Genomic DNA, 25197 nt, shown 5'->3' on the forward strand with positions numbered 1-25197 from the left:
TAACCCCGCCACACACGACGCGCCCCTGCGGCTGGTACTGTTATTGCCACACTTATCTTTCAGGGAGCAGTCATGTCTTTACTTGCACAACTGGATCGGCGTATTCGCCATTACGGTGGGTTAATTGTCTCCTGTCAGCCGGTGCCGGGCAGCCCGCTGGATAACCCCGCCATCGTCGCGGCGATGGCGCTGGCGGCGGAACAGGCGGGGGCGGTGGCGCTGCGCATAGAAGGTCTGGCCAACCTGCAGGCCGTTCGTCCGTTAGTGACGGTGCCTGTTATCGCGCTGATTAAGCGCGATCTGCATGATAGCCCGGTGCGTATTACGCCGTGGCTTGAGGATGTGAATGCCCTGGCGCAGGCGGGGGCCGATATCATTGCGGTTGACGGCACGCGGCGCCAGCGTCCGGCCTCTGTCGCATCGTTGTTGGCGGCAATTCACCGCCAGGGGAAAAACGCGATGGCAGATTGTTCCTCTCTCGACGATGCCCTGGAATGCTGGCAGTTGGGCTTCGATATGGTTGGCACTACTCTCTCCGGCTATACCGCAGAGGGGACACCGGTCGAACCGGACCTGGCGCTGGTGAAAAGCCTGAGCGCCGCGGGCTGCCGAGTGGTCGCAGAGGGGCGCTACAATACGCCTGCGCAGGCGGCTGAAGCGATGCGCTGCGGCGCGTGGGCGGTGACCGTCGGATCGGCGATCACCCGCTTAGAGCATATCTGCGGCTGGTATAATTCGGCGCTGAAAGCGGCGGTTTGTCCGGCGAATGAGCAATAAAAAAGCCCGATGGCGTTAACCATCGGGCTTTTATGCGCTGAGGCTCAGAGTCTAATCAGACTTCAAGGAAGTTGAGGATCCCGTCCGCCGCTTTACGGCCTTCGGCAATCGCAGTGACCACCAGGTCGGAACCGCGAACGATATCACCACCGGCGAAGATTTTCGGGTTGCTGGTCTGGAACGCATTATCGCTGCCTTCCGGCGCGATGATGCGGCCCTGAGAGTCCAGCTCGACGCTGTGCTTCGCCAGCCACTCCATGCTGTGCGGACGGAAGCCAAAGGCCATTACCACCGCATCAGCCGGCACCACGTGTTCAGAACCAGCGACGATCTCCGCGCGACGGCGGCCTTTCGCGTCCGGCTGGCCCATCTCGGTGCGCGCCATCTTCACGCCGCACACTTTGCCATTGGCATTCACTTCCACGCCCAGCGGCTGGACGTTGAACTGGAACTCAACGCCTTCTTCACGCGCGTTTTTCACTTCGCGTTTTGAACCGGGCATGTTTTCTTCGTCACGACGATAGGCACAGATCACGTGCGCCGCATTCTGACGAATGGAGGTTCGCACGCAGTCCATCGCGGTGTCGCCACCGCCGAGCACGACCACGCGTTTGCCTTCCATGCTGACGTAGGGCTCATCAGCTGTTTCGCCAAAGCCCATGATCTGCTTGGTGTTAGCGATCAGGAACGGCAGCGCGTCGTAGACGCCCGGGGCGTCTTCGTTGTCCAGTCCACCGCGCATCGACTGATAGGTCCCGACGCCGAGGAACACGGCATCGTACTCTTTCAGCAGGTCGTCGAGCTGTACGTCGCGGCCCACTTCGGTATTGAGTTTGAACTCAATGCCCATGCCGGTGAAGATTTCACGGCGGCGGGTCATCACCTCTTTTTCCAGCTTGAACGCCGGGATACCGAAGGTCAGCAGGCCGCCGATTTCCGGATGGCGGTCAAACACCACCGCCTTGACGCCGTTGCGGGTCAGCACGTCGGCACAAGCGAGGCCCGCCGGGCCAGCACCGATGATCGCGACGGTTTTACCGGTCGGCTTCACGCCGGAGAGATCCGGACGCCAGCCCATTTCGAACGCTTTGTCATTGATATAGCGTTCGATGTTGCCGATGGTCACCGCGCCGAACTCATCGTTCAGCGTACAGGAGCCTTCACACAGGCGGTCCTGCGGGCAAACGCGCCCGCAGACTTCCGGCAGGGTGTTGGTCTGATGCGACAGCTCAGCCGCCTCAAAAATACGCCCCTCGTTGGCCAGCTTCAGCCAGTTCGGGATGTAGTTATGCACCGGGCATTTCCATTCACAGTACGGGTTGCCGCAGGAGAGGCAGCGATCTGCCTGCGCCTTGGCCTGGCCTTCTGAAAACGGCTCGTAAATTTCCACAAACTCAATTTTACGGATCTTCAGCGGTTTCTTTGGCGGATCAACGCGCTGCAGGTCGATAAATTGATAAACGTTCTGACTCATCTTAACCCCTTACTGCGCCTGCACCCGCAGCTCAGCTGCGGAACGACTACGGTGACCCAACAGTGCTTTAACATCGCTGGACTTCGGTTTAACCAGCGCAAACTTCGCGGAGAAGGCCGGCCAGTTGGCGAGGATCTCTTCGCCACGTTGCGAACCGGTAAGCTGCACATGTTCGGTGATTAAACCGCGCAGGTGCTCTTCATGGATAGCCAGAGAATCAACGTCCAGCACTTCCACCAGTTCCGGGTTCACGCGTTTACGGAAGTCGCCATCTTCATCCAGGACATAAGCAAAGCCGCCGGTCATCCCTGCGCCAAAGTTGACGCCGGTTTTACCGAGCACGCAGACGATGCCGCCGGTCATATATTCACAGCCGTTGTCACCGATGCCTTCCACCACGGTAATGGCGCCGGAGTTACGCACGGCGAAACGCTCGCCTGCGCGGCCTGCGGCGTACAGACGACCACCGGTCGCGCCGTACAGGCAGGTGTTGCCGATAATGCTGGCTTCATGGCTGCGGAACGCAGAGCCGACCGGAGGACGAATGGCCAGCAGACCGCCCGCCATGCCTTTCCCGACATAGTCGTTGGCATCGCCGGTCAGATGCAGCTCTACGCCACCGGCGTTCCACACGCCGAAGCTCTGGCCTGCGGTGCCGCTAAAGTGGGCGACGATCGGATCCCCGGCCAGTCCCTGGTCACCATGGGTCTGGGCAATATAACCGGACAGCGAGGCCCCCACGGAGCGGTCGGTATTGCGGATATCGAACCAGAACGTTTTGCTCTGCTTTTCATCCACGTACGGTTTCGCCTGCTGCAGCAGCTGCGCGTTGAGTACACCGTTATCGAACGGTGGGTTGTTCTCGGTGCAGTACAGCGCTTTGCCCGGATGCGGCTCTGCGGTCTCCAGCAGTTTACCCAGATCCAGTTTCTGCTGTTTGGCAGTAAACCCATCCAGCTCTTTGAGCAGATCGGTGCGGCCAATCAGATCCACCAGACGCTTGACGCCCAGCTGGGCCATCAGCTCGCGGGTCTCACGGGCGATAAATTCAAAGTAGTTGGTCACTTTGAACGGCAGACCGTGATAGTGGTTCTTACGCAGTTTGTCATCCTGAGTCGCCACGCCGGTCGCGCAGTTGTTCAGGTGGCAAATACGCAGGTATTTACAGCCCAGCGCGACCATCGGGCCGGTACCGAAACCGAAGCTCTCTGCGCCGAGGATCGCCGCTTTGATGATATCGAGGCCGGTTTTCAGGCCGCCGTCCACCTGCAGACGGATCTTATGACGCAGACCGTTAGCGACCAGCGCCTGCTGGGTTTCCACCAGGCCAAGCTCCCACGGACAGCCGGCATATTTCACCGATGAGAGCGGGCTCGCCCCGGTACCGCCGTCGTAGCCGGCGATGGTGATCAGATCGGCATAGGCTTTGGCCACGCCGGTGGCGATGGTGCCAACGCCCGGTTCAGAAACCAGTTTGACCGAAATCATCGCTTTCGGGTTGACCTGCTTGAGGTCGAAAATCAGCTGCGCCAAATCCTCGATAGAGTAGATATCGTGGTGCGGCGGCGGGGAAATCAGCGTCACGCCCGGTACGGAATAGCGCAGTTTGGCGATATACGGGGTGACTTTATCACCCGGCAACTGACCGCCTTCACCCGGTTTCGCCCCCTGGGCGACTTTGATCTGGATGACGTCGGCATTGACCAGATAGGCTGGCGTGACGCCGAAGCGGCCGGACGCGACCTGCTTGATGCGCGACACTTTATTGGTGCCGTAGCGCGCCGGGTCTTCACCGCCTTCACCGGAGTTAGAGAAACCGCCGATGCTGTTCATCGCTTCCGCCAGCGATTCGTGTGCTTCAGGGCTCAGCGCGCCGATCGACATCGCCGCGGTATCGAAGCGTTTGAACAGCTCTTTCGCCGGTTCTACGTCGTCGATACTGATAGCGTCTTCGCCTGGATTGAGCGCCAGCAGATCGCGCAGCGTGGCCGCCGGACGTTCGTTAACCAGTTTCGCGTATTGTTGATAGTCGCTGTATTCGCCGCTCTGCACGGCCTTCTGCAGGGTCTGAACCACGTCCGGGTTGTAGGCGTGATATTCACCGCCGTGCACGAACTTCAGCAGGCCGCCCTGAGCCAGTGGCTTACGTGCCAGCCAGGCGCGTTTCGACAGATTCAGCAGATCCTGCTGGAAATCGTCGAAGCCGGCGCCGCCGATGCGGCTGACCACGCCCTGGAAGCAGAGATCGGAAACCTCGCGATGCAGACCGACGGCTTCGAACAGCTTCGAGCAGCGGTAGGACGCGATGGTGGAGATCCCCATCTTCGACATGATTTTGTACAGACCTTTGTTGATACCGTTGCGATAGTTCAGCATCACCGCACGGTAGGCTTTATCAATAGCTTTGCTGTCGACCAGCTTCGCCAGCGTTTCATAGGCGAGGTACGGATAGATAGCGGTCGCGCCGAAGCCGAGCAGGACCGCAAAGTGATGCGGATCGCGGGCGCTGGCGGTTTCAACGATGATGTTGGCATCGCAGCGCAGACTTTTATCGACCAGACGGGTCTGGATCGCGCCAACGGCCATCGGCGCCGGTACCGGCAGACGGTCTTTGGCGATGTTGCGGTCGGACAGCACCAGCAGCACGGTACCCTCGCGCACCATTTGCTCTGCTTTGTCACACAGGGCTTTCACCGTCTCGCTGAGCGAGGCCTCTGCCGGGTTAAACGTGATGTCGAGGACGTCGGCACGATAGTGCTCTTCTTCCATCGTCGTCAGCTGTTTGAAATCGGAGTACAGCAGGATCGGCGATTTGAAGCTCAGGCGATGGGCCTGGCCTTCCGCTTCGCAGAAGACGTTCATTTCGCGACCGATGCTGGTGGCCAGCGACATGACGTGCGCTTCACGCAGCGGATCGATAGGCGGGTTAGTCACCTGGGCGAACTGCTGACGGAAGTAATCGTAGATAATGCGCGGCTGGCTGGAGAGCACGGCGAAAGGTGTGTCATCGCCCATCGAACCGACTGCTTCCTGGCCATTTTCGCCGAGCACGCGCAGGACGGAGTCCAGCTCTTCCGCGCTGTAGTTAAACTGTTTCTGGTAGCTGGCGAGCGTGTCGTCATCCAGTTGGCGGCTGCCGACTTCTTCTTCCGGCAGATCTTCGAACGGCACCAGGCGACGAACGTTTTTCTCCATCCACTCTTTGTACGGGTGGCGGCTCTTCAGATCGTCATCGGTTTCCGCCGAGTGCAGAATGCGTCCGGCGCGGGTATCGATAACCATCAGCTCGCCTGGGCCCACGCGGCCTTTCTCGACCACTTCGTCCGGCTGGTAGTCCCAGATACCGACTTCAGAGGCGCAGGTGATGAGCTTATCTTTGGTAATGACGTAGCGCGCCGGGCGCAGGCCATTACGATCGAGGTTACAGGCAGCGTAGCGGCCATCGGACATGACGATGCCCGCCGGGCCGTCCCACGGCTCCATATGCATGGAGTTAAAGTCGAAGAACGAACGCAGCTCCGGATCCATATCCGGGTTGTTCTGCCAGGCTGGCGGCACCAGCAGGCGCATGGCGCGCACGATATCCATCCCGCCGGCCAGCAGCAGCTCCAGCATGTTGTCCATTGAACTGGAGTCAGAGCCGGTTTCGTTAACGAACGGCGCGGCGTCGTGCAGATCCGGGATCAGCGGGGTCTGGAACTTATAGGTACGGGCGCGGGCCCACTGGCGGTTGCCGGTGATGGTGTTGATTTCACCGTTGTGCGCCAGGTAACGGAACGGCTGCGCCAGCGGCCAGCGCGGCACGGTGTTGGTGGAGAAGCGCTGGTGGAACAGGCAGATAGCCGACTCCAGGCGCAGGTCCGCGAGGTCCAGGTAGAAGCGCGGCAAATCCGCCGGCATACACAGACCTTTATAGATGTTGACCAGGTTGGACAGGCTACAAACGTAGAAATCTTTGTCTTCCTGCAGGCGTTTTTCAATGCGACGACGCGCAATAAACAGACGGCGCTCCATATCGCGCGGGCGCCAGCCAGCCGGGGCGTTCACAAAGATTTGCTCAATACGGGGCAGCGAGGAGAGGGCGATTTCACCGAGGACGCCTTCGTTGGTCGGCACATCGCGCCAGCCGACAATCGACAGGGTCTCAAGCTGAAGTTCTTCTTCAACGATGCGGCGCGCCGCTTTAGCCAGCTCAGGATCTTTATTCAGGAACAGCATCCCAACGGCGTAGTTTTTGGCTAAACGCCAGCCGCGCTCTTCAGCAACGATGCGGAAGAAACGATCGGGTTTTTGCAGCAGCAGACCGCAACCGTCGCCGGTTTTACCATCGGCAAGGATTGCGCCACGGTGCTGCATGCGGGCCAGTGCGTGTATCGCGGTTCGCACTACCTTGTGGCTAGGTTCGCCTTCTATGTGGGCGATCAGGCCGAAACCACAGTTATCCCTCTCAAGGGATTTGTCGTACAACATATCAGTGAACCTCCCCAGGCTCTGCGGACACCCTCCGATACCGATTGCGCACAGGCACAGAAAGAGCATGGCGACGGGGTTTGCACCTCGCATTCGCCCTCTTTAAATCCTTTTCGCATCGGTACACAAGTTTGAGGACTTGCTGTTAAGAGGGAATCTCAATTACTGCATAAATATGATGAGCAGAGTGCTCATCCAGAAAGCTTCCAGCGGATTCCCAACTTATCGGGAATCCACACTTACGTCAAATGGCAATCTTATTAATACAAAAATGTGCTATACAGGTGTTAACTTGTTGTTTTAAAAATAAATAGTGCCATTTTTCGTGCTCTGGGTACGCCTCAGGAAGGTCAGGCTAGTGTGATCTGTCTCACTGTGCACGCGGCTTTGCATTACCGTTATGCGCTGAAATGCATGTCATCATTAGCATATTTGACTGCCATATATTTTCTCAATGGATATTAATACTGTTTTTTACCGTGAAGAAGATTAGGGCTATCCGCAGGTTAAATATAAGGAAAACTCATCACCGCAGAGGTGAATGAAATTGCAGTAATCATGATTGTTTATGCAATGAGGGTGGCCGCCGCGCTGACGATTGATCCAGGTCATCGCCGTCGGTGACAAAAAGTGGCAGGCTTGGCCCCCTTTGTTGAGGCCGGTCTATCAGATTATGCAGTTACAGAAATTAGTCAATATGTTTGGTGGGGATCTTATGCGCCGCTATGGCGAAAAGGTCCATAAGCTGACGCTCCACGGCGGTTTTAGCTGCCCGAACCGCGACGGCACGCTGGGCCGCGGCGGTTGCACTTTCTGTAATGTGGCTTCCTTTGCCGATGAGGCGCAGCAGCATCGCTCCATCGCCGAACAGCTCGCTCATCAGGCGCAGCTCGTCAACCGGGCAAAGCGCTATCTGGCCTATTTCCAGGCCTATACCAGCACCTTCGCTGAAGTGCAGGTGCTCCGCTCGATGTATCGTCAGGCCATCAGCCAGGCGAATATTGTCGGCCTCTGCGTCGGCACCCGCCCGGACTGCGTGCCGGAGGCGGTCCTCGATCTGCTGAGTGAATATCATGAGCAAGGATATGAGGTATGGCTGGAGCTGGGACTGCAAACCGCGCACGATAAAACCCTGCATCGGATTAACCGTGGGCATGATTTCGCTTGCTACCAGCGTACTGCGCGTCTGGCGCGAGCGCGAGGGCTGAAGGTCTGCGCACATCTGATCGTCGGCCTGCCCGGAGAGACCCAGGGCCATTGCCTGGAGACGCTGGAGCGGGTGGTGGCGACCGGCGTGGACGGCATCAAGCTGCACCCGCTGCACATTGTCAAAGGCAGTATTATGGCCAAAGCGTGGCAGGCCGGGCGTCTCAATGGCATTGAGCTGGAGGCGTATACCGTGACCGCCGGGGAGATGATTCGCCATACGCCGCCGGAGGTGATCTATCACCGGATATCGGCCAGCGCCCGTCGACCCACGCTACTGGCGCCGCTGTGGTGCGAAAATCGCTGGACCGGAATGGTTGAACTGGATCGCTATCTGAATGAGCAGGGCGCTCAGGGCTCGGCGCTAGGCCGCAGCTGGGCTGTGCCCCTGGCGGAGAAGTAGAAGCAGACGATGTCCGGGCCAAGGCCGGACATCGCTCTTCAGCCATTTATGCCTGACTGGCTTTCATCGTCATCCGCGGGGTTTTAATCACCAGCAGCACCAGCACGGCGCCAAGCGCGGCGATAGTGCCGGCGAGAATAAAGGCGCTGTCGAATTTGCCGGTGGACTGCACGATATAGCCCGTGACAATCGGCCCCACGATGCCGGAGACGCTGCCGATAAGATGGATAAAGCCGCTGGCGCCGCCGACGCGGGATTTATGCACCACGTCCTGAATAATCGCCCAGTAGATCGCCCCGGTCACATAGAGGAAAAAGATGGAGACCGACATCAGCAGAACGGCAGGAACGACGCTGCTAACGGTACCGGCGAGCCCCACGCAGAGCGCGGCCATTAGCAGGCATACCACCAGCACGATTTTGCGCGACAGCAGCAGCCGTCCGGTAAGGTTAAATATTTTATCGGATATATAACCCCCCAGCGCCAGACCGACAAAACCGACGATCCACGGGATCATAGTGGTGAGACTCATCTGTTTAATATCCAGATGGTGCTGCTGGACCAGATAGGACGGAAACCAGCTGAGAAAGAAAAACAGAATATAGTTGTAGCAGAAGAAGGCAAATGCCGTCACCAGAATAATAGGCTGCTTGAGATAATAACCTAATGAGTGGGCCGTTTGATTTTCTACGGTTTCCAGGGCGTCCTCCTCTTGCTTCATTTTATTAATGAGCATGAGCTCTTCCTGACTGACATGCTTATGTTTGTCAGGCGAGTTGGCGGCAATAAAAAACCACACGACCATCCACACAATACCGATGGCGAAAATAATCATAAACGCGGGACGCCAGCCGAAAGCCAGGGCCAGATAACCGACGATAGGTCCGGCGACCGCGCCGCCCAGCGGAGAGCCGGCGCTGAGGAAACCCACTGCGGTTGCTGCTTGCTTTTTAGGAAACCAGCCGTTAATCATCTTGTTCGCTGAGGCGCAAATCGGGCCCTCTGCCATCCCGAAGAGCACGCGGAGCACCAGCATGGAATAAAAGCCGGTGGCAACCGCGGTTAAGCCGCAAAACAGCGACCATAACCCAACCGCCAGGCCCATCACCAATGTGGCACCAAATTTATCGACGGCGAGGCCGCCAATAAAATTAAAGACCGCGTAGCCGAAGAAAAAGCTGCCGAAAATCATACCAAATTGTTCAGCGTTAAGTGCAAGGTCCTTTTCAATCATCGGCACCGTAATGGATAACGCCACCCGGTCCAGATAATTTATCATATACACTAAAAATAATAACAGGACGATAATCCAGCGAATATTTTTTCCCATGATAACACCATGCTCATTATATGATTTATATCAGGCGCGGCGGATCTACAGATATCCGTCGGCCGTTATTTAAAAATAATGTCGGCTTAGCCTAATTGCAGCAGCACTTTGCAACAGGTCTTCCGATCGTTGGCGAAAATCTCCATGGCTTCTTTCACCTGCTCCAGCGGCATACAGTGGGTGATTAACGCCTCAGGATGGATAAGGCCTTTTTCCATCCAGTCGATGACCAGCGGAAAGCGCCCGCTGTTCAGCCGCGAGGAGAAAATGGAGATCTCTTTACTGGTGATGCTTTGCTGGGTCAGCGTGGACGCCTCGCCGGAGAAACCGAGTATGCCGATGCGGGCGGCAGGGGAGGCGAGGAGGATTGCCTCCTGCAGAATGGCTGGGTGGCAGGCGGCATCAATGACCAGCGTGGGGGCTATCTGCCGCTGCGCCAGCTGATCCGCCAGCGGCTGATGGGTGTTATCGAGCGTCAGATCGGCGCCGTTGTCCCGTGCCATCTGTAGACGTTCGGCAATGCGGTCCACAACGATCACCTGCTTAACGCCATACACCCCCTTCAGCGCCTGGATCACCGTCAGGCCCATCGGGCCAGCGCCGTAAACCAGGGCGATATCCTGCGGCGTGGGCTGCAGCTGGGCGGTAATATTTGCCGCAATAGTAAAAGGCTCAACCATTGTCGCCTGACGATCGCTGATAGCCTCCGGAATGCGCCAGGCATTTTTGGCCGGCACGCAGGCATAGTCGCTGAATCCCCCATCGCGGTGCACCCCGATGACCTGGAGCTGCGCGCAAACATTCGGCCGGCCAACCGAGCAGGGATAACAATGGCCGCAGCTGACCACCGGATCGACCGCGACGCGTTCGCCAATACGCGCCGGAGAGACCTGCTCGCCGACGGCATCGACAATGCCGAAGAATTCATGACCAATAACGCGGGGATATTTCGCGAAGGGGTTGTGGCCCTGATAGATGTGTACATCGGAACCGCAGATCCCGGCAAAGGCGATTTTCACCCGTACTTCATGGCTGCCCGGAACGGGAACCGGACGTGATGCAATGTTCAGTTGGCCTGGCTCTTTGACGATGACGCTTCTCATTTCTGTTCCTTCCATTGTCTGTTTCGCGAACGAATTTCGCCTGTTTTTATTACCATACAAGTATGCATTTGATCATAAATAGCTCTGGATCACATTTGGAAGAGGTCGTCAGAAAAAGCCAGACTATTATTAATCTATTGAAATAAATTGAAAAAAAATATGAATGCGCCGGGATGGGCTTGCCCGGTGCAGGAATGTGATCGTTATCACGACAGGAAAGGGCAATTCGATTATGATTGCTGGTATGGTAGTAGGGTAAAAACACAAATTATGAAGCAGGTGATAACGATGCAGATGACAATGCGCTGGTTTGGGCCAGAGGAAGACAAGGTTTCATTAGAGCATATACGACAGGTGCCCGGCGTGGAGGGGGTCGTCGGCGCGCTCTATGACGTCGCGGTGGGTGAGGTATGGCCAGTCGATAAAATTGAGCGTCTGGTCAGCCAGGCCCATGCCGCGGGCCTGAAAATGGAGGTGATAGAGAGCGTCAACATTCATGATGACATTAAAATCGGCCTTCCTTCCCGTGACCGCTATATTGCCAACTATCAGCAGACCATTCGCCACCTTGCCCGCTTCGGCGTCAAAGTTATCTGTTATAACTTCATGCCGGTTTTTGACTGGATGAAGACGGATATGAACTACGTCCTGCCGGATGGTTCGTTGACGATGGCTTTTGAGAAGAAAGATATCGATAAACGGCTGGAAGACGTAGTGAAAGAGGTACTGGAGAACTCAAACGGCTTCGCCTTGCCGGGCTGGGAGCCAGAAAGGCTGGCGGAGGTGCAGACCCTGTTTGCCAAATATAGCGCGGTGGATGACCACAAGCTGCGGGAGAACCTGGTCTATTTTCTGCGGGCGGTGATCCCGGTCTGTGAAGAGGTCGGGGTGAAAATGGCGATCCATCCGGACGATCCGCCGTACTCCATTTTTGGCCTGCCGCGGGTGGTCAAAAACCGCGACGATCTGGACTGGATCTGCCGGGCCGTCGATTCGCCCGCTAACGGCATCACGCTCTGCACCGGCTCGATTGCCGAAGATCCGGATAACGATGTGTACGCCATCCTGGCAGAGTTTACCCGGCGCAAACGGATCCACTTTGCCCACGTCCGCAATATTAAGCTGATACGGGATAAAGATTTTTACGAGTGCGCCCATCCGTCAGAGTACGGTTCCCTGGATATGTACAAGGTGATGCAAGCGCTGTATGACAACGGGTTCGACGGCTATATTCGCCCGGATCATGGCCGCTTTATCTGGGGAGAGACCGGACGGCCAGGCTATGGCTTGTACGACCGCGCTCTCGGCGTGACCTACCTGAAGGGGCTCTGGGAGGCGTTAAGCAAGCGCTAATCGTTCTCCTGACCTTGCCTCTTTTTAGCGGCTGGTTCGCCTTGGCGACCAGCCGTCATATCAGCTCCTTCCCGCATTTTTTGCACAACTTACAGCGCATTGCTCAGAATTGAGTATTATTGTGCGGAGTTGTCGTGAAGGAATCCCCTATGAAGCAAATTCGTATGCTGGCGCAGTATTATGTCGACCTGATGATGAAGCTGGGTCTGGTCCGCTTTTCGATGCTGTTGGCTCTTGCGCTGGTGGTGCTGGCCATTGTGGTACAGATGGCGGTCACCATGGTGCTGCATGGCCAGGTTGAAAGTATCGACGTTATCCGCTCTATCTTCTTCGGTCTGCTGATCACCCCCTGGGCGGTCTACTTTCTCTCGGTGGTGGTGGAGCAGCTCGAAGAGTCCCGCCAGCGTCTTTCGCGGCTGGTGGACAAGCTGGAGGAGATGCGAGAGCGCGATCTGAAGCTGAACGTGCAGCTGAAAGATAACATCGCGCAGTTGAATCAGGAGATTGGCGAACGTGAAAAGGCGGAAGCCGAGCGCGAGACCACTCTCGAGCAGTTGAAGATCGAGATGAAAGAGCGTGAAGAGACGCAGATCCAACTCGAACAGCAATCCTCCTTTCTGCGCTCTTTCCTTGATGCTTCCCCGGACCTGGTCTTCTATCGCAATGAAGATAAGGAGTTTTCAGGCTGTAACCGGGCGATGGAGCTGTTGACCGGCAAAAGTGAGAAACAGCTGATCCATCTCAAACCGCAGGACGTCTATAGCGAAGAGGCCGCGGAAAAGGTGCTGGAAACCGACGAGAAGGTGTTCCGCCACAATGTATCGCTGACCTATGAGCAGTGGCTGGACTATCCCGATGGCCGCAAAGCGTGCTTCGAAATCCGCAAGGTCCCGTACTACGATCGCGTCGGTAAGCGTCGCGGCCTGATGGGCTTCGGGCGAGATATCACTGAACGAAAACGCTATCAGGACGCCCTCGAGCGCGCCAGCCGGGATAAAACTACCTTTATTTCGACCATCAGCCATGAGCTGCGTACCCCGCTAAACGGGATCGTCGGGCTGAGCCGTATTTTGCTGGATACCGAACTGACCAGCGAGCAGGAGAAATACCTGAAAACCATCCATGTCTCGGCGGTGACGCTGGGGAATATCTTCAATGATATTATCGACATGGATAAAATGGAGCGCCGTAAGGTACAGCTCGATAACCAGCCGGTGGACTTCACCAGCTTCCTTGCCGACCTTGAAAACCTCTCCGGTCTGCAGGCCCAGCAGAAGGGCCTGCGCTTTGTGCTGGAGCCGAGCCTGCCGCTACCGCATAAAGTGATCACCGACGGTACGCGTTTGCGCCAGATCCTGTGGAACCTTATCAGCAACGCCGTGAAGTTTACCCCCCAGGGCGGCGGGGTGAATGTCCGCGTGCGCTATGACGAAGGCGATATCCTGCACTTCGAAGTGGAAGACTCCGGTATCGGTATTCCTGAAGCGGAACAGGACAAAATTTTCGCCATGTATTACCAGGTCAAAGACAGCCACGGCGGCAAACCAGCCACCGGAACCGGCATTGGTCTCGCCGTCTCGCGTCGCCTGGCGCGCAATATGGGCGGCGATATCAGCGTAACCAGCCAGCCGGGTAAAGGGGCGACCTTTACGCTCACCGTCCATGCGCCTGCCATTGCGGAAGAAGTGGAAGATACGTTGGCGGAAGACGACATGCCATTACCCGCGCTTAACGTGCTGCTGGTGGAAGACATTGAGCTCAACGTCATTGTGGCCCGTTCGGTGCTGGAAAAGCTGGGCAACAGCGTGGATGTCGCCATGACCGGGAAAGCCGCGCTGGAGATGTTTGAGCCAGGCGAGTACGACCTGGTGTTGCTGGATATTCAATTGCCGGATATGACGGGGCTGGATATCTCTCGCCAGCTAAAACAGAACTTTGCCGCGGATGAGCTGCCGCCGCTGGTGGCCCTGACCGCCAACGTACTGAAGAATAAGAAAGAGTATCTCGACGCCGGGATGGACGATGTGCTGAGCAAGCCGTTGTCGGTGCCAGCGCTCACGGCCATGATCAAGAAATTCTGGGATGCGCCGGAAGAGGAAGCGCAGGAAGCGCCGGCGGCCGATCTGCATAAAGCCGACGCGGTGCTGGATACCGATATGCTGGAGCAATATATCGAACTGGTGGGACCGAAGCTTATCAACGATGGCCTCGCGGTGTTTGAGAAGATGATGCCGGGCTATATGTCTGTCCTCGAGTCCAATCTCACCGCCCGCGATCAAAAAGGGATTGTCGAAGAGGGGCATAAGATCAAAGGGGCGGCGGGTTCTATTGGTCTGCGCCACATCCAGCAGCTGGGGCAGCAGATCCAGACGCCGGATCTGCCAGCCTGGTCTGATAATGTCGCTGAATGGGTTGAAGAGATGAAATCTGAGTGGCAAAACGACGTGGCGGTACTGAAGGCGTGGGTGGCGAAGGCCGAGAAAAAATGACCCCGGACAGACCGGGGTGCGCGAATACTGCGCCAACACCAGGGAACTGGTGGTTGAGCCAGTGTTATTTGAGTGATGTTGTTACGTGGCGCAACCTGAGAAGTGGATTGCTCGCTCATTAAGATAGCAAAGCTTAACTAATTTGTTACATGAATCAGTAAAATATGTGAAGCATAGCGAGTAAATCGACATTTTTGACTGGTTTCAGCGAGTTGCATGGAGGAGCGAAAGCGATGAAAAAAATTGGTGTGGTACTGAGCGGCTGCGGCGTGTACGACGGCAGTGAAATTCATGAAGCGGTGATTACCCTGCTGGCGATCGCGCGCAACGGCGCGCAGGCGGTGTGCTTTGCACCCGATAAACCGCAGCGCGACGTCATCAACCATCTGACGGGGGAACCACTGACGGAGCAACGCAATGTGCTGGTGGAAGCGGCGCGAATTGCCCGCGGCGACATCTTACCGCTGACGCAGGCGCGTGCGGAGACGCTGGACGCGCTGATCGTCCCCGGCGGCTTCGGCGCGGCGAAAAATTTAAGCAGCTTCGCCGCCGAGGGCAGCGAATGTCAGGTGGACCGCGATCTGCAGGCTCTGGCACTGGCGATGCATCAGGCCGGCAAACCGCTGGGTTTCATGTGCATTGCCCCGGCGCTGCTGCCGAAGATTTTTGCGTTTCCGCTGCGCATAACCATCGGGACCGATCTCGATACTGCCGATGTGGTCGAAGAGATGGGGGCGGAGCACGTGCCTTGTCCGGTCGACGACATCGTGGTGGATGAAGAGAACAAAGTGGTCACCACCCCGGCGTATATGCTGGCAGATAATATTGCTCAAGCCGCCACCGGGATCGAAAAGCTGGTCGCCCGCGTGCTGGCGCTGAGCGCATGAGGCTCCGCGTTGCGCCCTTTGCGCTGCTAAAACGACTGGCGCTGCGTCTGCTGCTGATCGCCGCCGTCTTCTGGGGCGGGGGGATCGCGCTGTTTAGCGTGCTGCCGGTGCCGTTTTCGGCGGTGATGCTTGAGCGGCAGGTGAGCGCCTGGCTCTCCGGAGATGTCCACTATCTGGCGCACTCTGATTGGGTCGGCATGGATGAGATCTCTCCGTGGATGGGGCTGGCGGTGATTGCCGCCGAAGATCAAAAGTTCCCGGAACATTGGGGGTTCGACGTATCGGCGATAGAAAAAGCGCTGGCGCACAATGAGCGTCATGATACCCGCATCCGCGGCGCGTCAACGCTGTCGCAGCAGACGGCGAAAAACCTGTTTTTATGGGATGGCCGCAGCTGGTTGCGTAAGGGGCTGGAAGCCGGGCTGACGGTCGGTATAGAAACCGTCTGGAGTAAAAAGCGGATCCTGACCGTCTACCTGAATATTGCCGAGTTTGGCGATGGGATATTTGGTGTGGAAGCGGCCGCGCAGCGCTATTTTCATAAGCCTGCCAGGCAGCTGACGCCGGGGGAAGCGGCTCTGCTGGCCGCGGTACTGCCAAATCCGATCCGCTATCGCGCTGACGCGCCTTCGGGCTATGTGCGCAGCCGCCAGGCTTGGATCTTACGCCAGATGCGACAGCTGGGCGGGGAAGGGTTTATGCGCGAGCATAAGCTGTATTAGCGCGTGAATCCGGCGCCGGGGCTGGCACTGTCGCCAGTCGGCCGTCGCCGGGAAGCGTGACGCTTAGTCTTCATCAAATCCGGCATTAAAAAGAGCAATCACCGCGGCGAGCGCCTCAACTTCCTGCGGACCGCTGGCTTCCACCTCTATCTGCCGCCCTTTCGCGGAGTCCAGCATCAGCAGGGCAATCACGCTGTTTGCTTCCGCCTCCGTGCCTTCATCGTTGCGCAGCAGTACTTCGGCATCGAAATTCTGCATCAGCTCAAACAGCTTCATCGCCGGGCGGGCGTGCATGCCCAGCTTATTGGTGATTTCAACGGTCTGCTTTACGGTCATGATTTACGTTTTTCCAGCGTCCGATGACGAGACTGTACGTTCTTGCCGCGGGAGCGGAAGTAGTCAGCCAGTTGTTCAGCAATATAAACCGAACGATGTTTACCGCCGGTGCAGCCAATGGCCACCGTCAGATAGCTGCGATTGTTAGTCTCCAGCATCGGTAACCATAGCTCAAGATAGCTCCGGGTCTGGTAAATAAAGTTGTGCACTTCGGTGTGCCGGTCAAGGAAGGCGGCCACCGGTTTATCCAGACCGGTCATTGGACGCAGTTTCGGATCCCAGTGCGGGTTTGGCAGAAAGCGCACGTCAAAGACGTAATCAGCATCGATCGGAATACCGTGCTTGAAGCCGAAGGATTCGAAGACCATCGTCAGTTCGCGCTCGCGTTTGCCTAACAAGCGAGTACGCAGCATTTCCGCCAGCTCATGCACCGACATTTCGGACGTATCGACGATCAGATCCGCACGGGAGCGCAGTGGCTCCAGCAAGTCGCTCTCTTCGTCGATGGCGCTTTCGAGCGACAGGTTCTTGCTGGAGAGCGGGTGTAAGCGACGGGTATCGCTGTAACGGCGGATCAGGGTATTACGATCGGCATCAAGGAACAGCAATTGCGGAGAAAAGCATTCCGGCAGGTTCTGCATCGCCTGTTCAAAGATTTCCGGTGATTCCGGCATGTTACGCACGTCGATGCTGACGGCCGCGGAGATATTGCGGTCAGCCAGCGACCGCGCCAGATCGGGCAGCAGCACGACCGGCAGGTTATCCACGCAGTAAAAGCCCATATCTTCCAGCGCTCGCAGAGCGACGGATTTCCCCGAGCCCGAGCGGCCGCTGACGATCATCAGTACCATGTACCGTTTCTCCTCAGTACGATAAAGGATAAGGTGCGACTGCCGTTATGCGTCATCGCTGCTTCCTGCTTCGGTGATGATCTCATACAACTCTTCATCGCTCTGCGCCGCGCGCAGGCGACGGCAAATCGCTTTGTCCGCCAGCCGTTTGGCCACCAAGGAGAGCGTATGCAGGTGAGTCTTTGTCTGGTCGGCTGGCACCAGCAGCGCGAACAGCAGGTCGACAGGCTGATTGTCGATCGCGTCGAAGGCGATGGGGGTTTCCAGCTGGACAAAAACGCCGACAGCACGCAGCGTATCCTCTTCCAGTTTACCGTGAGGAATGGCAATACCATTGCCAATCCCGGTACTGCCCATTTTTTCGCGGGTGAGGATCGCTTCGAACACCACCTGCGGCGGCAAACTTAACTGTTTGGCGGCCAGTTCGCTAATGATTTCCAGAGCACGCTTCTTGCTCTGGCAGTGAACCTGGCTACGGGTACATTCCTGGTTCAGGACGTTGCTCAGTTGTAGAGCCGAATCGTTGTTCATCATAATTTCACCTGAGCGCCCCCGCGCCCGCCGCCGATGTTAAACCACGACGGACGCAGGGGGGCCCGGACAATTAGTGTTGTTTTAGTTTATCTTTGTGCTTCGTTAACTGCCTTGCCAGCTTGTCGATAAGACCATCGACAGCTGCATACATATCCTGCCCTTCCGCACTGGCATGGATTTCGCCACCGTTGACATGCAGATTCGCGTCCGCAATTTGCGTCACTTTCTCTACTTTTAACACAATATAGACCTGATTGATCCGGTCGAAAAATTGCTCCAGTTTGCTGAACTTCGCCGTGACGAAGTCGCGCATCGCGGGGGTGATCTCGACGTTGTGTCCTGTAATGTTGAGCTGCATAGTGTCTTCCTTATCGGTTGTGTCAGACCAGTTGTTTACGCTGGTTTGACGGCGGAATGGATAAAGACTCTCTGTACTTCGCGACAGTGCGGCGCGCGACCATGATACCCTGCTCGGACAGCATGGAGGTGAGCTTACTGTCGCTCAACGGCTTCGCGGGGTTTTCCGCGGCGATTAACTTCTTCACCAACGCGCGAATGGCCGTCGACGAGGCTTCGCCGCCGCCTTCGGTATTCACATGGCTGGAGAAGAAATACTTCAGTTCAAAAATACCGCGCGGACTGTGCAGATATTTTTGCGTGGTGACACGGGAAATGGTGGATTCATGCATCTCGACAGCCTGGGCGATATCGGCCAGCACCATCGGCTTCATATACTCTTCACCCTGTTCGAAAAAAGCCTGCTGCTGTTCAACGATGCAGCGGCTGACGCGCAGCAGCGTATCGTTGCGGCTTTCGAGACTTTTGATTAGCCAGCGGGCTTCCTGCAGATTGCTGCGAATGAACTGGCCGTCGGCGTCATTGCGGGCGCTGTTGCCCATTGCCGCATATTGCTGATTAATCTTCAGCCGGGGAATGCTGTCGGCGTTGAGCTCCACGGTCCAGCGGCCACTGACCTTGCGGACCAGTACGTCGGGAATGACATATTCCGGTTCACTGGTATGAATGGACTGGCCAGGGCGGGGATCCAGCGACTGGATCAGATTCACCGCCTCTTTCAGCACCTCTTCTTTCAGGCGCGTTACTCGCATCAGGGTGCGGAAATCGTGGTTAGCCAGCAGATCGAGATGGTCGCTGATAATCAACCGGGCCTCTTCCAGCCACGGCGTCTCTTTAGCGAATTGCGACAGCTGGATCAGCAGGCAGTCGCGCAGATCTTTCGCCGCGACGCCAACCGGATCAAAACGCTGGATGCGCTTCAGAACGGCCTCCACCTCTTCCAGGCCGATTTCGTCATCGCCAATGCTGTCGACGATGTCTTCAATCTGAATGGTGAGATAGCCCGTATCGTCGACGGCGTCGACGATGGAGGTGGCAATGGCGCGGTCAGTGTCGGTGAAGGGCGTCAGCTCGACCTGCCACATCAGATAATCCTGCAGCGTCTGAGTGGTTTCGCCTTGATAGACGGGCAGCTCGTCGTCCTGATAATCCACGCCGTTGCCTGACGGCGTACCGGCGGTATAGATTTCATCCCAGCTGGCATCGAGAGGGAGCTCGTCCGGCATCTCTTTTTGCTCAAGCGCATCGACGGTATCGAGGGACTCGCGGTCCTCCACTTCTTTCGCCTCTACCTCGTCGTGAAGATCGGTTTGCTCAAGCAATGGGTTACTTTCCAGCGCTTGCTGGAGCTCTTGCTGGAGTTCTAACGTGGACAACTGCAGCAAACGAATAGCCTGCTGCAGTTGCGGCGTCATGGCAAGCTGTTGGCTAAGCCTTAATTGCAAACCTTGCTTCATGTTCAGGGTAAATATCTCCGGCTAAAACGTCTGTAACCTCTACCCTATCAGAGTCTGAAGTCTTCCCCAAGATACACGCGCTTAACCTGCTCATCTTCGAGGATCTGCTGCGGCGTACCATGAGCAATAAGGTGTCCCTGACTGACAATATACGCCCGTTCGCAGACGGCGAGGGTCTCTCTGACGTTATGGTCGGTGATCAGTACGCCGAGGCCGCTGTCGCGCAGGTGTTCAATGATGCGTTTGATATCGATAACGGAGATGGGGTCAACACCGGCAAAGGGTTCATCCAGAAGGATAAATTTCGGGTTCGCCGCCAGCGCGCGAGCAATTTCGACACGGCGGCGTTCACCACCGGAGAGCGCCTGACCGAGGCTGTCGCGCAGGTGCTCAATATGAAACTCTTCCATCAGCTCTTTGGCGCGATCTTCCCGCTGTTCGCTGGTTAAATCGTCACGGATCTGCAGGACCGCCATCAGGTTGTCATAGACGCTCAGACGACGAAAAATAGAGGCTTCCTGCGGCAGATAGCCGATGCCCCGGCGCGCGCGCGCGTGCAGCGGTAGCAGACTGATGTCTTCGTCATCGATAATAATATTGCCCGCGTCGCGCGGCACAATGCCGACCACCATGTAGAAGGTGGTGGTTTTACCGGCGCCGTTCGGGCCGAGCAAGCCGACAATCTCTCCGGAGTTAACGGTGAGACTGACATCTTCCACCACGCGGCGGCCTTTATAAGCTTTGGCGAGGTTCTTCGCAGTTAAGGTTGCCATAACGAATTAGTTACTCTTCTTTTGCTGATTGCCGCTTTTATCCTGCAGCTCAGACGGCACCAGAACGGTGGTGACGCGTCGACCTTTGTCGCTGAAGGCCTGCATTTTTTGCTCTTTCACCAGATAGGTGATCTTATCGCCCTTGATATTGCTGTCGAGCTGCTCAAGGTAAGCGTTGCCGGTCAGCACGACGTAATCATTCTGCAGCTCGTAGCGCATTTTCGACGCCCGGCCTTTTACCGGCTTGCCGTTATCCTGCATCTGGTAGAAGGTGGCCGGGTTACCGAAGCCTTCGATCACCTCTTTACCTTTCTCATTGCCCGGACGGGTGACCACCACTTTATCAGCGTTAATTTTGATCGTCCCCTGGGTGACGACCACGTTACCGGTGAAAGTGACGACGTTGCCCTGCATATCCAGTGACTGCTGATCGGACTCGATATGGATCGGCTGATCGGTATCTCCCGTCTTGGCCAGGGCCGGCAGGCTGGCGGCCAGTAAAGCGCCGGCGAGCGCAATCTTAAGGCTGAGTTTGTTTGTTCTGAATTTCATAAGAGGTTCTCACCTTTTCAATCAGCTCGGCATTTTTGCTGCGAAGGTTTCCACGCATTTTCAGGCCGCTGGAATTAAATGTGGTGCCGTATAACGTCACCATGTCATCGGAGGTAACGTCCTGTGTGACCAGATTTATCTGGGCGTTATCCGTCGTAATTTTGCGCAGTTGAGAGTCAGGCGCGAGCGCATTCACCTCAACGTGCCCGTAAAGATAGAGCATACGGTCATTCGTCAGCTTCGCTTTATCTGCCCTGATTGACCAGGTTGGCACCTTATTGGTATCAAAGGTGGTCATCACCGGCTTGGTAAACCAGGAAACCTCCTGATCGGAAAAGTATTCCACATGCTCGGCAATCAGCCGATAGCTCAGGGCGCCTTCCGGGCTGTACACGACGGTGTCGGTATGTTCGCTTTTATACGTCGGGTCGTTGGGATTGACCTCCGGCTGGGCCGTGTCGTCCGTATTCGCCAGATTCAGGCCGATGAGGATCAGCGCGAGCAGCGACAGTAAAATGATAACCCAACGTCTGGTTTTACTCATATTGATTGCCCTTTGGCCTCATCCAACTTGCCCTGCGCCAATAGTAACAAATCGCAGACTTCGCGTACCGCGCCGCGTCCGCCGTTAATGCGCGTGACATAATTCGCCCGCGGCAGCAGCAGCGGATGCGCATCGGCGACGGCGACGCTTAAACCCACTTCCGCCATCACCGGCCAGTCGATCAGATCGTCGCCGATATACGCCACTTCATCCGGACGAACCGCCAGTTTGCTGACTAATTCGCGAAACGCCAACAGCTTATCCGACTGACCTTGATAGAGATGCGTAATGCCCAGCGTCTGGCAGCGGTCTTCTACCAGTTTAGCTTTTCGCCCGGTAATAATCGCCACTTCGATGCCGGAGGTCAGCGCGCAGCGGATACCATAGCCATCGCGGACGTTGAACGCTTTCAGCTCCTCGCCGTGATTACCCATATAGATAAGTCCGTCGGATAATACACCGTCAACATCGAGGATCAGTAGACGGATCTTAGCCGCGCGATCGAGAAACGCCTGGCTTACCGGCCCATAGCATGTCGCTAACTGAGCATCAGCATTATTCATTATTTTTTCCTTACTTACACTACGCCCGCGCGCAGGAGATCGTGCATATGTACCACACCTAGCAGGTGGTCGCCATCGGCAACCAGCACGCAGGTGATATGACGGGATTGCATCAGGTTTAGCGCATCTACCGCCAGGGTGCCGGGACGGATGCGGATCCCTCCCCGGGTCATGACATCGGCAATGCTGGCATTACGCATATCGACGCCGGTATCAAAGACCCGGCGCAGGTCACCATCGGTGAAGATCCCGATGATGTTCATATCGTCATCGCAGACGGCGGTCATGCCTAAATTTTTACGCGTGATTTCCAGCAGCGCATCGCGCAGGGTGGCCTGCAGGCCGACGTGCGGGATTTCATCACCGGTATGCATAATATCATTGACGCGCAGCAACAGCTTACGACCGAGTGCGCCGCCAGGATGAGACAGGGCGAAATCTTCGGCGGTAAAGCCACGGGCTTCCAGCAGAGCGACGGCGAGGGCATCACCCATCACCAGCGCCGCGGTGGTGCTGGAGGTGGGCGCCAGCCCTAACGGGCAGGCCTCTTTGGGCACTTTCACGCACAGATGGATATCCGCTGCGCGCGCCATGCTGCTCTCAGGCCGGCTGGTGATGCAGATAAGCTTCACCTGCTGGCGCTTCAGGACCGGGATCAGCGCCAGAATTTCATTCGATTCGCCGGAATTCGACAGCGCAATCACCACATCCTGTGGAGTGACCATTCCTAAATCGCCGTGCGCCGCTTCGCCGGGGTGGACAAAAAAAGCCGAGGTGCCGGTACTGGCGAACGTCGCCGCCATTTTGCGGCCGATGTGGCCGGATTTGCCCATCCCCATCACCACGACTTTGCCGCCGCAGCGGAAAATCGTTTCGCAAGCATGGGTAAAGTCTTCATTTATATATTGATCGAGCTGGGCCAGACCTTCACGTTCAATTTCCAGCACCTGACGGCCTGCCTGTTGAAAGTCAAAATCCGTGGGCAAATCTATTTGCGACATGATGTTATCCCGAGTCATTCAACGAAGAGCGGCGCTGTCCAGAACAGCATCGCCAACCAAACCACAAAGCCGCCGACCAGCAGTGCGCCAACCAGCCGTCCCGGCTGCTGCTGGCGGCGCCAGCACAGCACCGCGAAGATCAGGCTGACCAGCAGCATCACGCCATAATCGCGAGTGAAGGCTTCGCTCGCAAAGCTCCCCGGCGCGATCAGCGCCGGTAAACCCAGCACCAGCGCAATATTGAGGATATTGGCGCCGATGATATTGCCGATAGCAATGTCATCTTCCCCTTTCCGCGCCCCGGCGATAGCGGTGGCCAGCTCTGGCAGGCTGGTACCTATCGCCACCACCGTCAGACCGACGGTCAGCTCGCTAATGGCAAAAAAGTTTGCCAATACCGTGGTGTTATCCACCACCATACGGGTAGCCATGGGCATGACAATCATCGCGACCCCTAACCAGAGCAGAGCGACCGGCAGCGATCCTTCACGCGGCAGCTCCGCCAGCTGTTCGCGAGTCAGGCTATCGCTGCCCTGGCGCTCCGCCAGACGGGCGATTTTGATGGTAAACAGCAGCCACAGAAGCGCTAACGCCAGTAAAAACAGCCCGTCGAGACGGGACAGCTGTCCATCGTAGAGCACCAGCCCGGCCAGCACACTGACCAGCAACATTAGCGGTAATTCGCGGCGCAGAATATCAGAATGCACGGTAAATGGCCTGAGTAAGGCGGCGAGTCCGAGGATCAGAAGAATATTGGTAATGTTGGAGCCGAGCGCGGTGCCGACCGCCAGATCGATCTGCCCATGCAGCGAGGCCGTGGTGGAAACCATGATCTCGGGCAGGCTGGTGCCGATACTCACCACCGTCATACCGATGATCAGCGGCGGGATCCCCAACATACGACACAGGATGGAAGCGGCATAGACCAGACGATCGGCGCTGTAGACAACCAGCAGTAAACCAATAATTAACAGAGCCGTCGCTAAGAGCATCTAAAGTCCTTTCTTCAGGTATAATCGTCGCCTCGCTGGGTTATCCCTACGCAGCGTAACGAATTCTTGATTTTGACTTTATGTGTGCCAAAAGTAAAACAAATGCCAGCTTTCGCTAACCTGTGCAGGTAAGATTCTGTAAAAATGTTGTGATTGTGGCGCAAGAAAGGGCCATGCTTGCCCGTCAGGTGTTTAGTAAGGATGATTTTATGAGCCAAACTCAGGCGAATTTAGTTGAAGTGCGCGGTATCCGCTTTTCACGCGGCGATCGTGTGATCTTCGACGACATCTCGCTGTCGGTGCCGCGCGGTAAAATTACTGCGATCATGGGACCTTCGGGGATCGGCAAGACTACCCTGTTACGCCTGATCGGCGGCCAGATCCCGCCGGACAGGGGAGAGATCCTGTTTGATGGCGAGAACGTGCCGCAGATGACGCGATCGCGTCTTTATACGGTGCGTAAGCGGATGAGCATGCTGTTCCAGTCTGGCGCGCTGTTCACCGATCTCAATGTCTTTGATAACGTTGCCTATCCGCTGCGCGAGCATACGCAGCTGCCGCCTGCGCTGCTGCATACGACGGTGATGATGAAGCTGGAAGCGGTGGGGTTGCGTGGGGCGGCGAAGTTAATGCCCTCCGAGCTTTCCGGCGGGATGGCGCGCCGTGCCGCCCTGGCGAGAGCGATTGCCCTTGAGCCGGATCTGATTATGTTCGACGAACCGTTTGTCGGGCAGGATCCCATCACCATGGGCGTGCTGGTGAAGCTGATTTCTGAACTCAACAACACGTTGGGTGTCACTTGCATCGTGGTTTCGCACGATGTGCCTGAGGTGCTTAGCATTGCGGACTACGCGTATATCGTGGCGGATAAAAAGATTGTCGCCCACGGTAGCGCCCAGTCGCTGCGGGAGAATACCGATCCTCGGGTTCGTCAGTTTATTGATGGTATTGCCGACGGCCCGGTGCCGTTCCGTTATCCGGCTGGCGACTATCACCATGATTTATTAGGCATAGGGAGTTGAG

Annotated in this window: 22 protein-coding genes; 7 read left to right on the forward strand and 15 right to left on the reverse strand. The window is 56.7% G+C overall.

All coding sequences use genetic code 11. The features are described from left to right. Window positions 1-72: 72 nt before the first annotated feature. Window positions 73-777 (forward strand): N-acetylmannosamine-6-phosphate 2-epimerase, encoded by a 705-nt coding sequence (locus tag DTA24_RS02785; protein ID WP_064166711.1) that lies wholly within the window; start codon window positions 73-75, stop codon window positions 775-777. Between the two features lie 55 nt (window positions 778-832). Here DTA24_RS02785 and gltD read toward each other — a convergent pair whose 3' ends face one another. Together gltD and gltB are read right to left on the reverse strand one after the other, a co-directional pair. Continuing rightward, complete coding sequence (gene gltD, locus DTA24_RS02790) at window positions 833-2251, reverse strand: glutamate synthase subunit GltD (RefSeq protein ID WP_016161882.1); 1419 nt, start codon at window positions 2249-2251, stop codon at window positions 833-835. 9 nt (window positions 2252-2260) lie between these two features. Next, window positions 2261-6721 (reverse strand): glutamate synthase large subunit, encoded by a 4461-nt coding sequence (gene gltB, locus DTA24_RS02795; RefSeq protein WP_008806660.1) that lies wholly within the window; start codon window positions 6719-6721, stop codon window positions 2261-2263. Window positions 6722-7394: 673 nt separating this feature from the next. On the opposite strand from gltB, the gene DTA24_RS02800 reads away from it, so the two are divergent. Continuing rightward, window positions 7395-8330 (forward strand): TIGR01212 family radical SAM protein, encoded by a 936-nt coding sequence (locus tag DTA24_RS02800; protein ID WP_008806659.1) that lies wholly within the window; start codon window positions 7395-7397, stop codon window positions 8328-8330. A 46-nt stretch (window positions 8331-8376) separates the two neighbouring features. Here DTA24_RS02800 and DTA24_RS02805 read toward each other — a convergent pair whose 3' ends face one another. Both DTA24_RS02805 and DTA24_RS02810 read right to left on the reverse strand, forming a co-directional pair. Further along, window positions 8377-9660 (reverse strand): MFS transporter, encoded by a 1284-nt coding sequence (locus DTA24_RS02805; RefSeq protein WP_008806658.1) that lies wholly within the window; start codon window positions 9658-9660, stop codon window positions 8377-8379. An 86-nt stretch (window positions 9661-9746) separates the two neighbouring features. Further along, a complete protein-coding gene (locus DTA24_RS02810) occupies window positions 9747-10763 on the reverse strand; it encodes a Zn-dependent oxidoreductase (protein WP_012967168.1) in 1017 nt (338 codons plus the stop codon). 288 nt (window positions 10764-11051) lie between these two features. Here DTA24_RS02810 and uxuA point away from each other — a divergent pair, with 288 nt between their 5' ends. From uxuA to mtgA, 4 genes are all read left to right on the forward strand, one after another. After that, window positions 11052-12116, forward strand: coding sequence for a mannonate dehydratase (gene uxuA / locus DTA24_RS02815; RefSeq protein WP_008806656.1), 1065 nt, complete (start codon window positions 11052-11054; stop codon window positions 12114-12116). Between the two features lie 149 nt (window positions 12117-12265). Then, window positions 12266-14605 carry an aerobic respiration two-component sensor histidine kinase ArcB gene (arcB, locus tag DTA24_RS02820; protein ID WP_123836545.1) on the forward strand — a complete coding sequence of 780 codons (2340 nt, stop codon included), beginning with the start codon at window positions 12266-12268 and terminating at the stop codon, window positions 14603-14605. Between the two features lie 233 nt (window positions 14606-14838). Continuing rightward, complete coding sequence (elbB, locus tag DTA24_RS02825) at window positions 14839-15492, forward strand: isoprenoid biosynthesis glyoxalase ElbB (protein ID WP_023298275.1); 654 nt, start codon at window positions 14839-14841, stop codon at window positions 15490-15492. Beyond that, window positions 15489-16214: a monofunctional biosynthetic peptidoglycan transglycosylase gene (gene mtgA, locus DTA24_RS02830; RefSeq protein WP_023298274.1), complete on the forward strand. Its 726-nt coding sequence runs from the start codon at window positions 15489-15491 to the stop codon at window positions 16212-16214. Before elbB ends, mtgA begins: the two co-directional genes overlap by 4 nt. Before the next feature lie 63 nt (window positions 16215-16277). Here the strand turns inward: mtgA and npr are convergent, their stop codons facing one another. From npr to DTA24_RS02885, 11 genes are all read right to left on the reverse strand, one after another. Further along, the gene (npr, locus tag DTA24_RS02835) at window positions 16278-16550 is read right to left on the reverse strand and encodes a PTS phosphocarrier protein NPr (RefSeq protein WP_002918431.1); all 273 of its coding nucleotides are present in this window, start codon (window positions 16548-16550) and stop codon (window positions 16278-16280) included. Next, entirely contained in the window at window positions 16547-17401 is an 855-nt protein-coding gene (gene rapZ, locus DTA24_RS02840; protein ID WP_002918428.1) for an RNase adapter RapZ, read from the reverse strand. The genes npr and rapZ overlap by 4 nt, the downstream gene beginning before the upstream one ends. A gap of 45 nt (window positions 17402-17446) precedes the next feature. Beyond that, the gene (gene ptsN / locus DTA24_RS02845) at window positions 17447-17935 is read right to left on the reverse strand and encodes a PTS IIA-like nitrogen regulatory protein PtsN (RefSeq protein WP_004144926.1); all 489 of its coding nucleotides are present in this window, start codon (window positions 17933-17935) and stop codon (window positions 17447-17449) included. 70 nt (window positions 17936-18005) lie between these two features. After that, complete coding sequence (hpf, locus tag DTA24_RS02850; protein WP_004206206.1) at window positions 18006-18293, reverse strand: ribosome hibernation promoting factor; 288 nt, start codon at window positions 18291-18293, stop codon at window positions 18006-18008. Window positions 18294-18315: 22 nt separating this feature from the next. Next, the gene (gene rpoN / locus DTA24_RS02855; RefSeq protein WP_012540467.1) at window positions 18316-19749 is read right to left on the reverse strand and encodes an RNA polymerase factor sigma-54; all 1434 of its coding nucleotides are present in this window, start codon (window positions 19747-19749) and stop codon (window positions 18316-18318) included. Window positions 19750-19796: 47 nt separating this feature from the next. Further along, on the reverse strand, window positions 19797-20522 hold the full coding sequence (gene lptB / locus DTA24_RS02860) for an LPS export ABC transporter ATP-binding protein (protein ID WP_002918417.1): 726 nt from the start codon (window positions 20520-20522) through the stop codon (window positions 19797-19799). A 6-nt stretch (window positions 20523-20528) separates the two neighbouring features. Then, on the reverse strand, window positions 20529-21074 hold the full coding sequence (gene lptA / locus DTA24_RS02865) for a lipopolysaccharide ABC transporter substrate-binding protein LptA (RefSeq protein WP_002918415.1): 546 nt from the start codon (window positions 21072-21074) through the stop codon (window positions 20529-20531). After that, window positions 21043-21618, reverse strand: coding sequence for an LPS export ABC transporter periplasmic protein LptC (gene lptC, locus DTA24_RS02870; protein ID WP_008806651.1), 576 nt, complete (start codon window positions 21616-21618; stop codon window positions 21043-21045). Before lptC ends, lptA begins: the two co-directional genes overlap by 32 nt. Further along, window positions 21615-22181: a 3-deoxy-manno-octulosonate-8-phosphatase KdsC gene (gene kdsC / locus DTA24_RS02875; RefSeq protein WP_008806650.1), complete on the reverse strand. Its 567-nt coding sequence runs from the start codon at window positions 22179-22181 to the stop codon at window positions 21615-21617. Before kdsC ends, lptC begins: the two co-directional genes overlap by 4 nt. 14 nt (window positions 22182-22195) lie before the next feature. Further along, window positions 22196-23200 carry an arabinose-5-phosphate isomerase KdsD gene (gene kdsD / locus DTA24_RS02880; protein WP_075206807.1) on the reverse strand — a complete coding sequence of 335 codons (1005 nt, stop codon included), beginning with the start codon at window positions 23198-23200 and terminating at the stop codon, window positions 22196-22198. Then, complete coding sequence (locus tag DTA24_RS02885; RefSeq protein WP_008806648.1) at window positions 23197-24174, reverse strand: calcium/sodium antiporter; 978 nt, start codon at window positions 24172-24174, stop codon at window positions 23197-23199. The genes kdsD and DTA24_RS02885 overlap by 4 nt, the downstream gene beginning before the upstream one ends. Window positions 24175-24383: 209 nt before the next feature. On the opposite strand from DTA24_RS02885, the gene mlaF reads away from it, so the two are divergent. Continuing rightward, a complete protein-coding gene (gene mlaF / locus DTA24_RS02895; protein WP_012540470.1) occupies window positions 24384-25196 on the forward strand; it encodes a phospholipid ABC transporter ATP-binding protein MlaF in 813 nt (270 codons plus the stop codon). Window position 25197: the final 1 nt, after the last annotated feature.

Source organism: Klebsiella sp. P1CD1, assembly GCF_003790505.1.
Lineage (GTDB): Bacteria > Pseudomonadota > Gammaproteobacteria > Enterobacterales > Enterobacteriaceae > Klebsiella > Klebsiella variicola.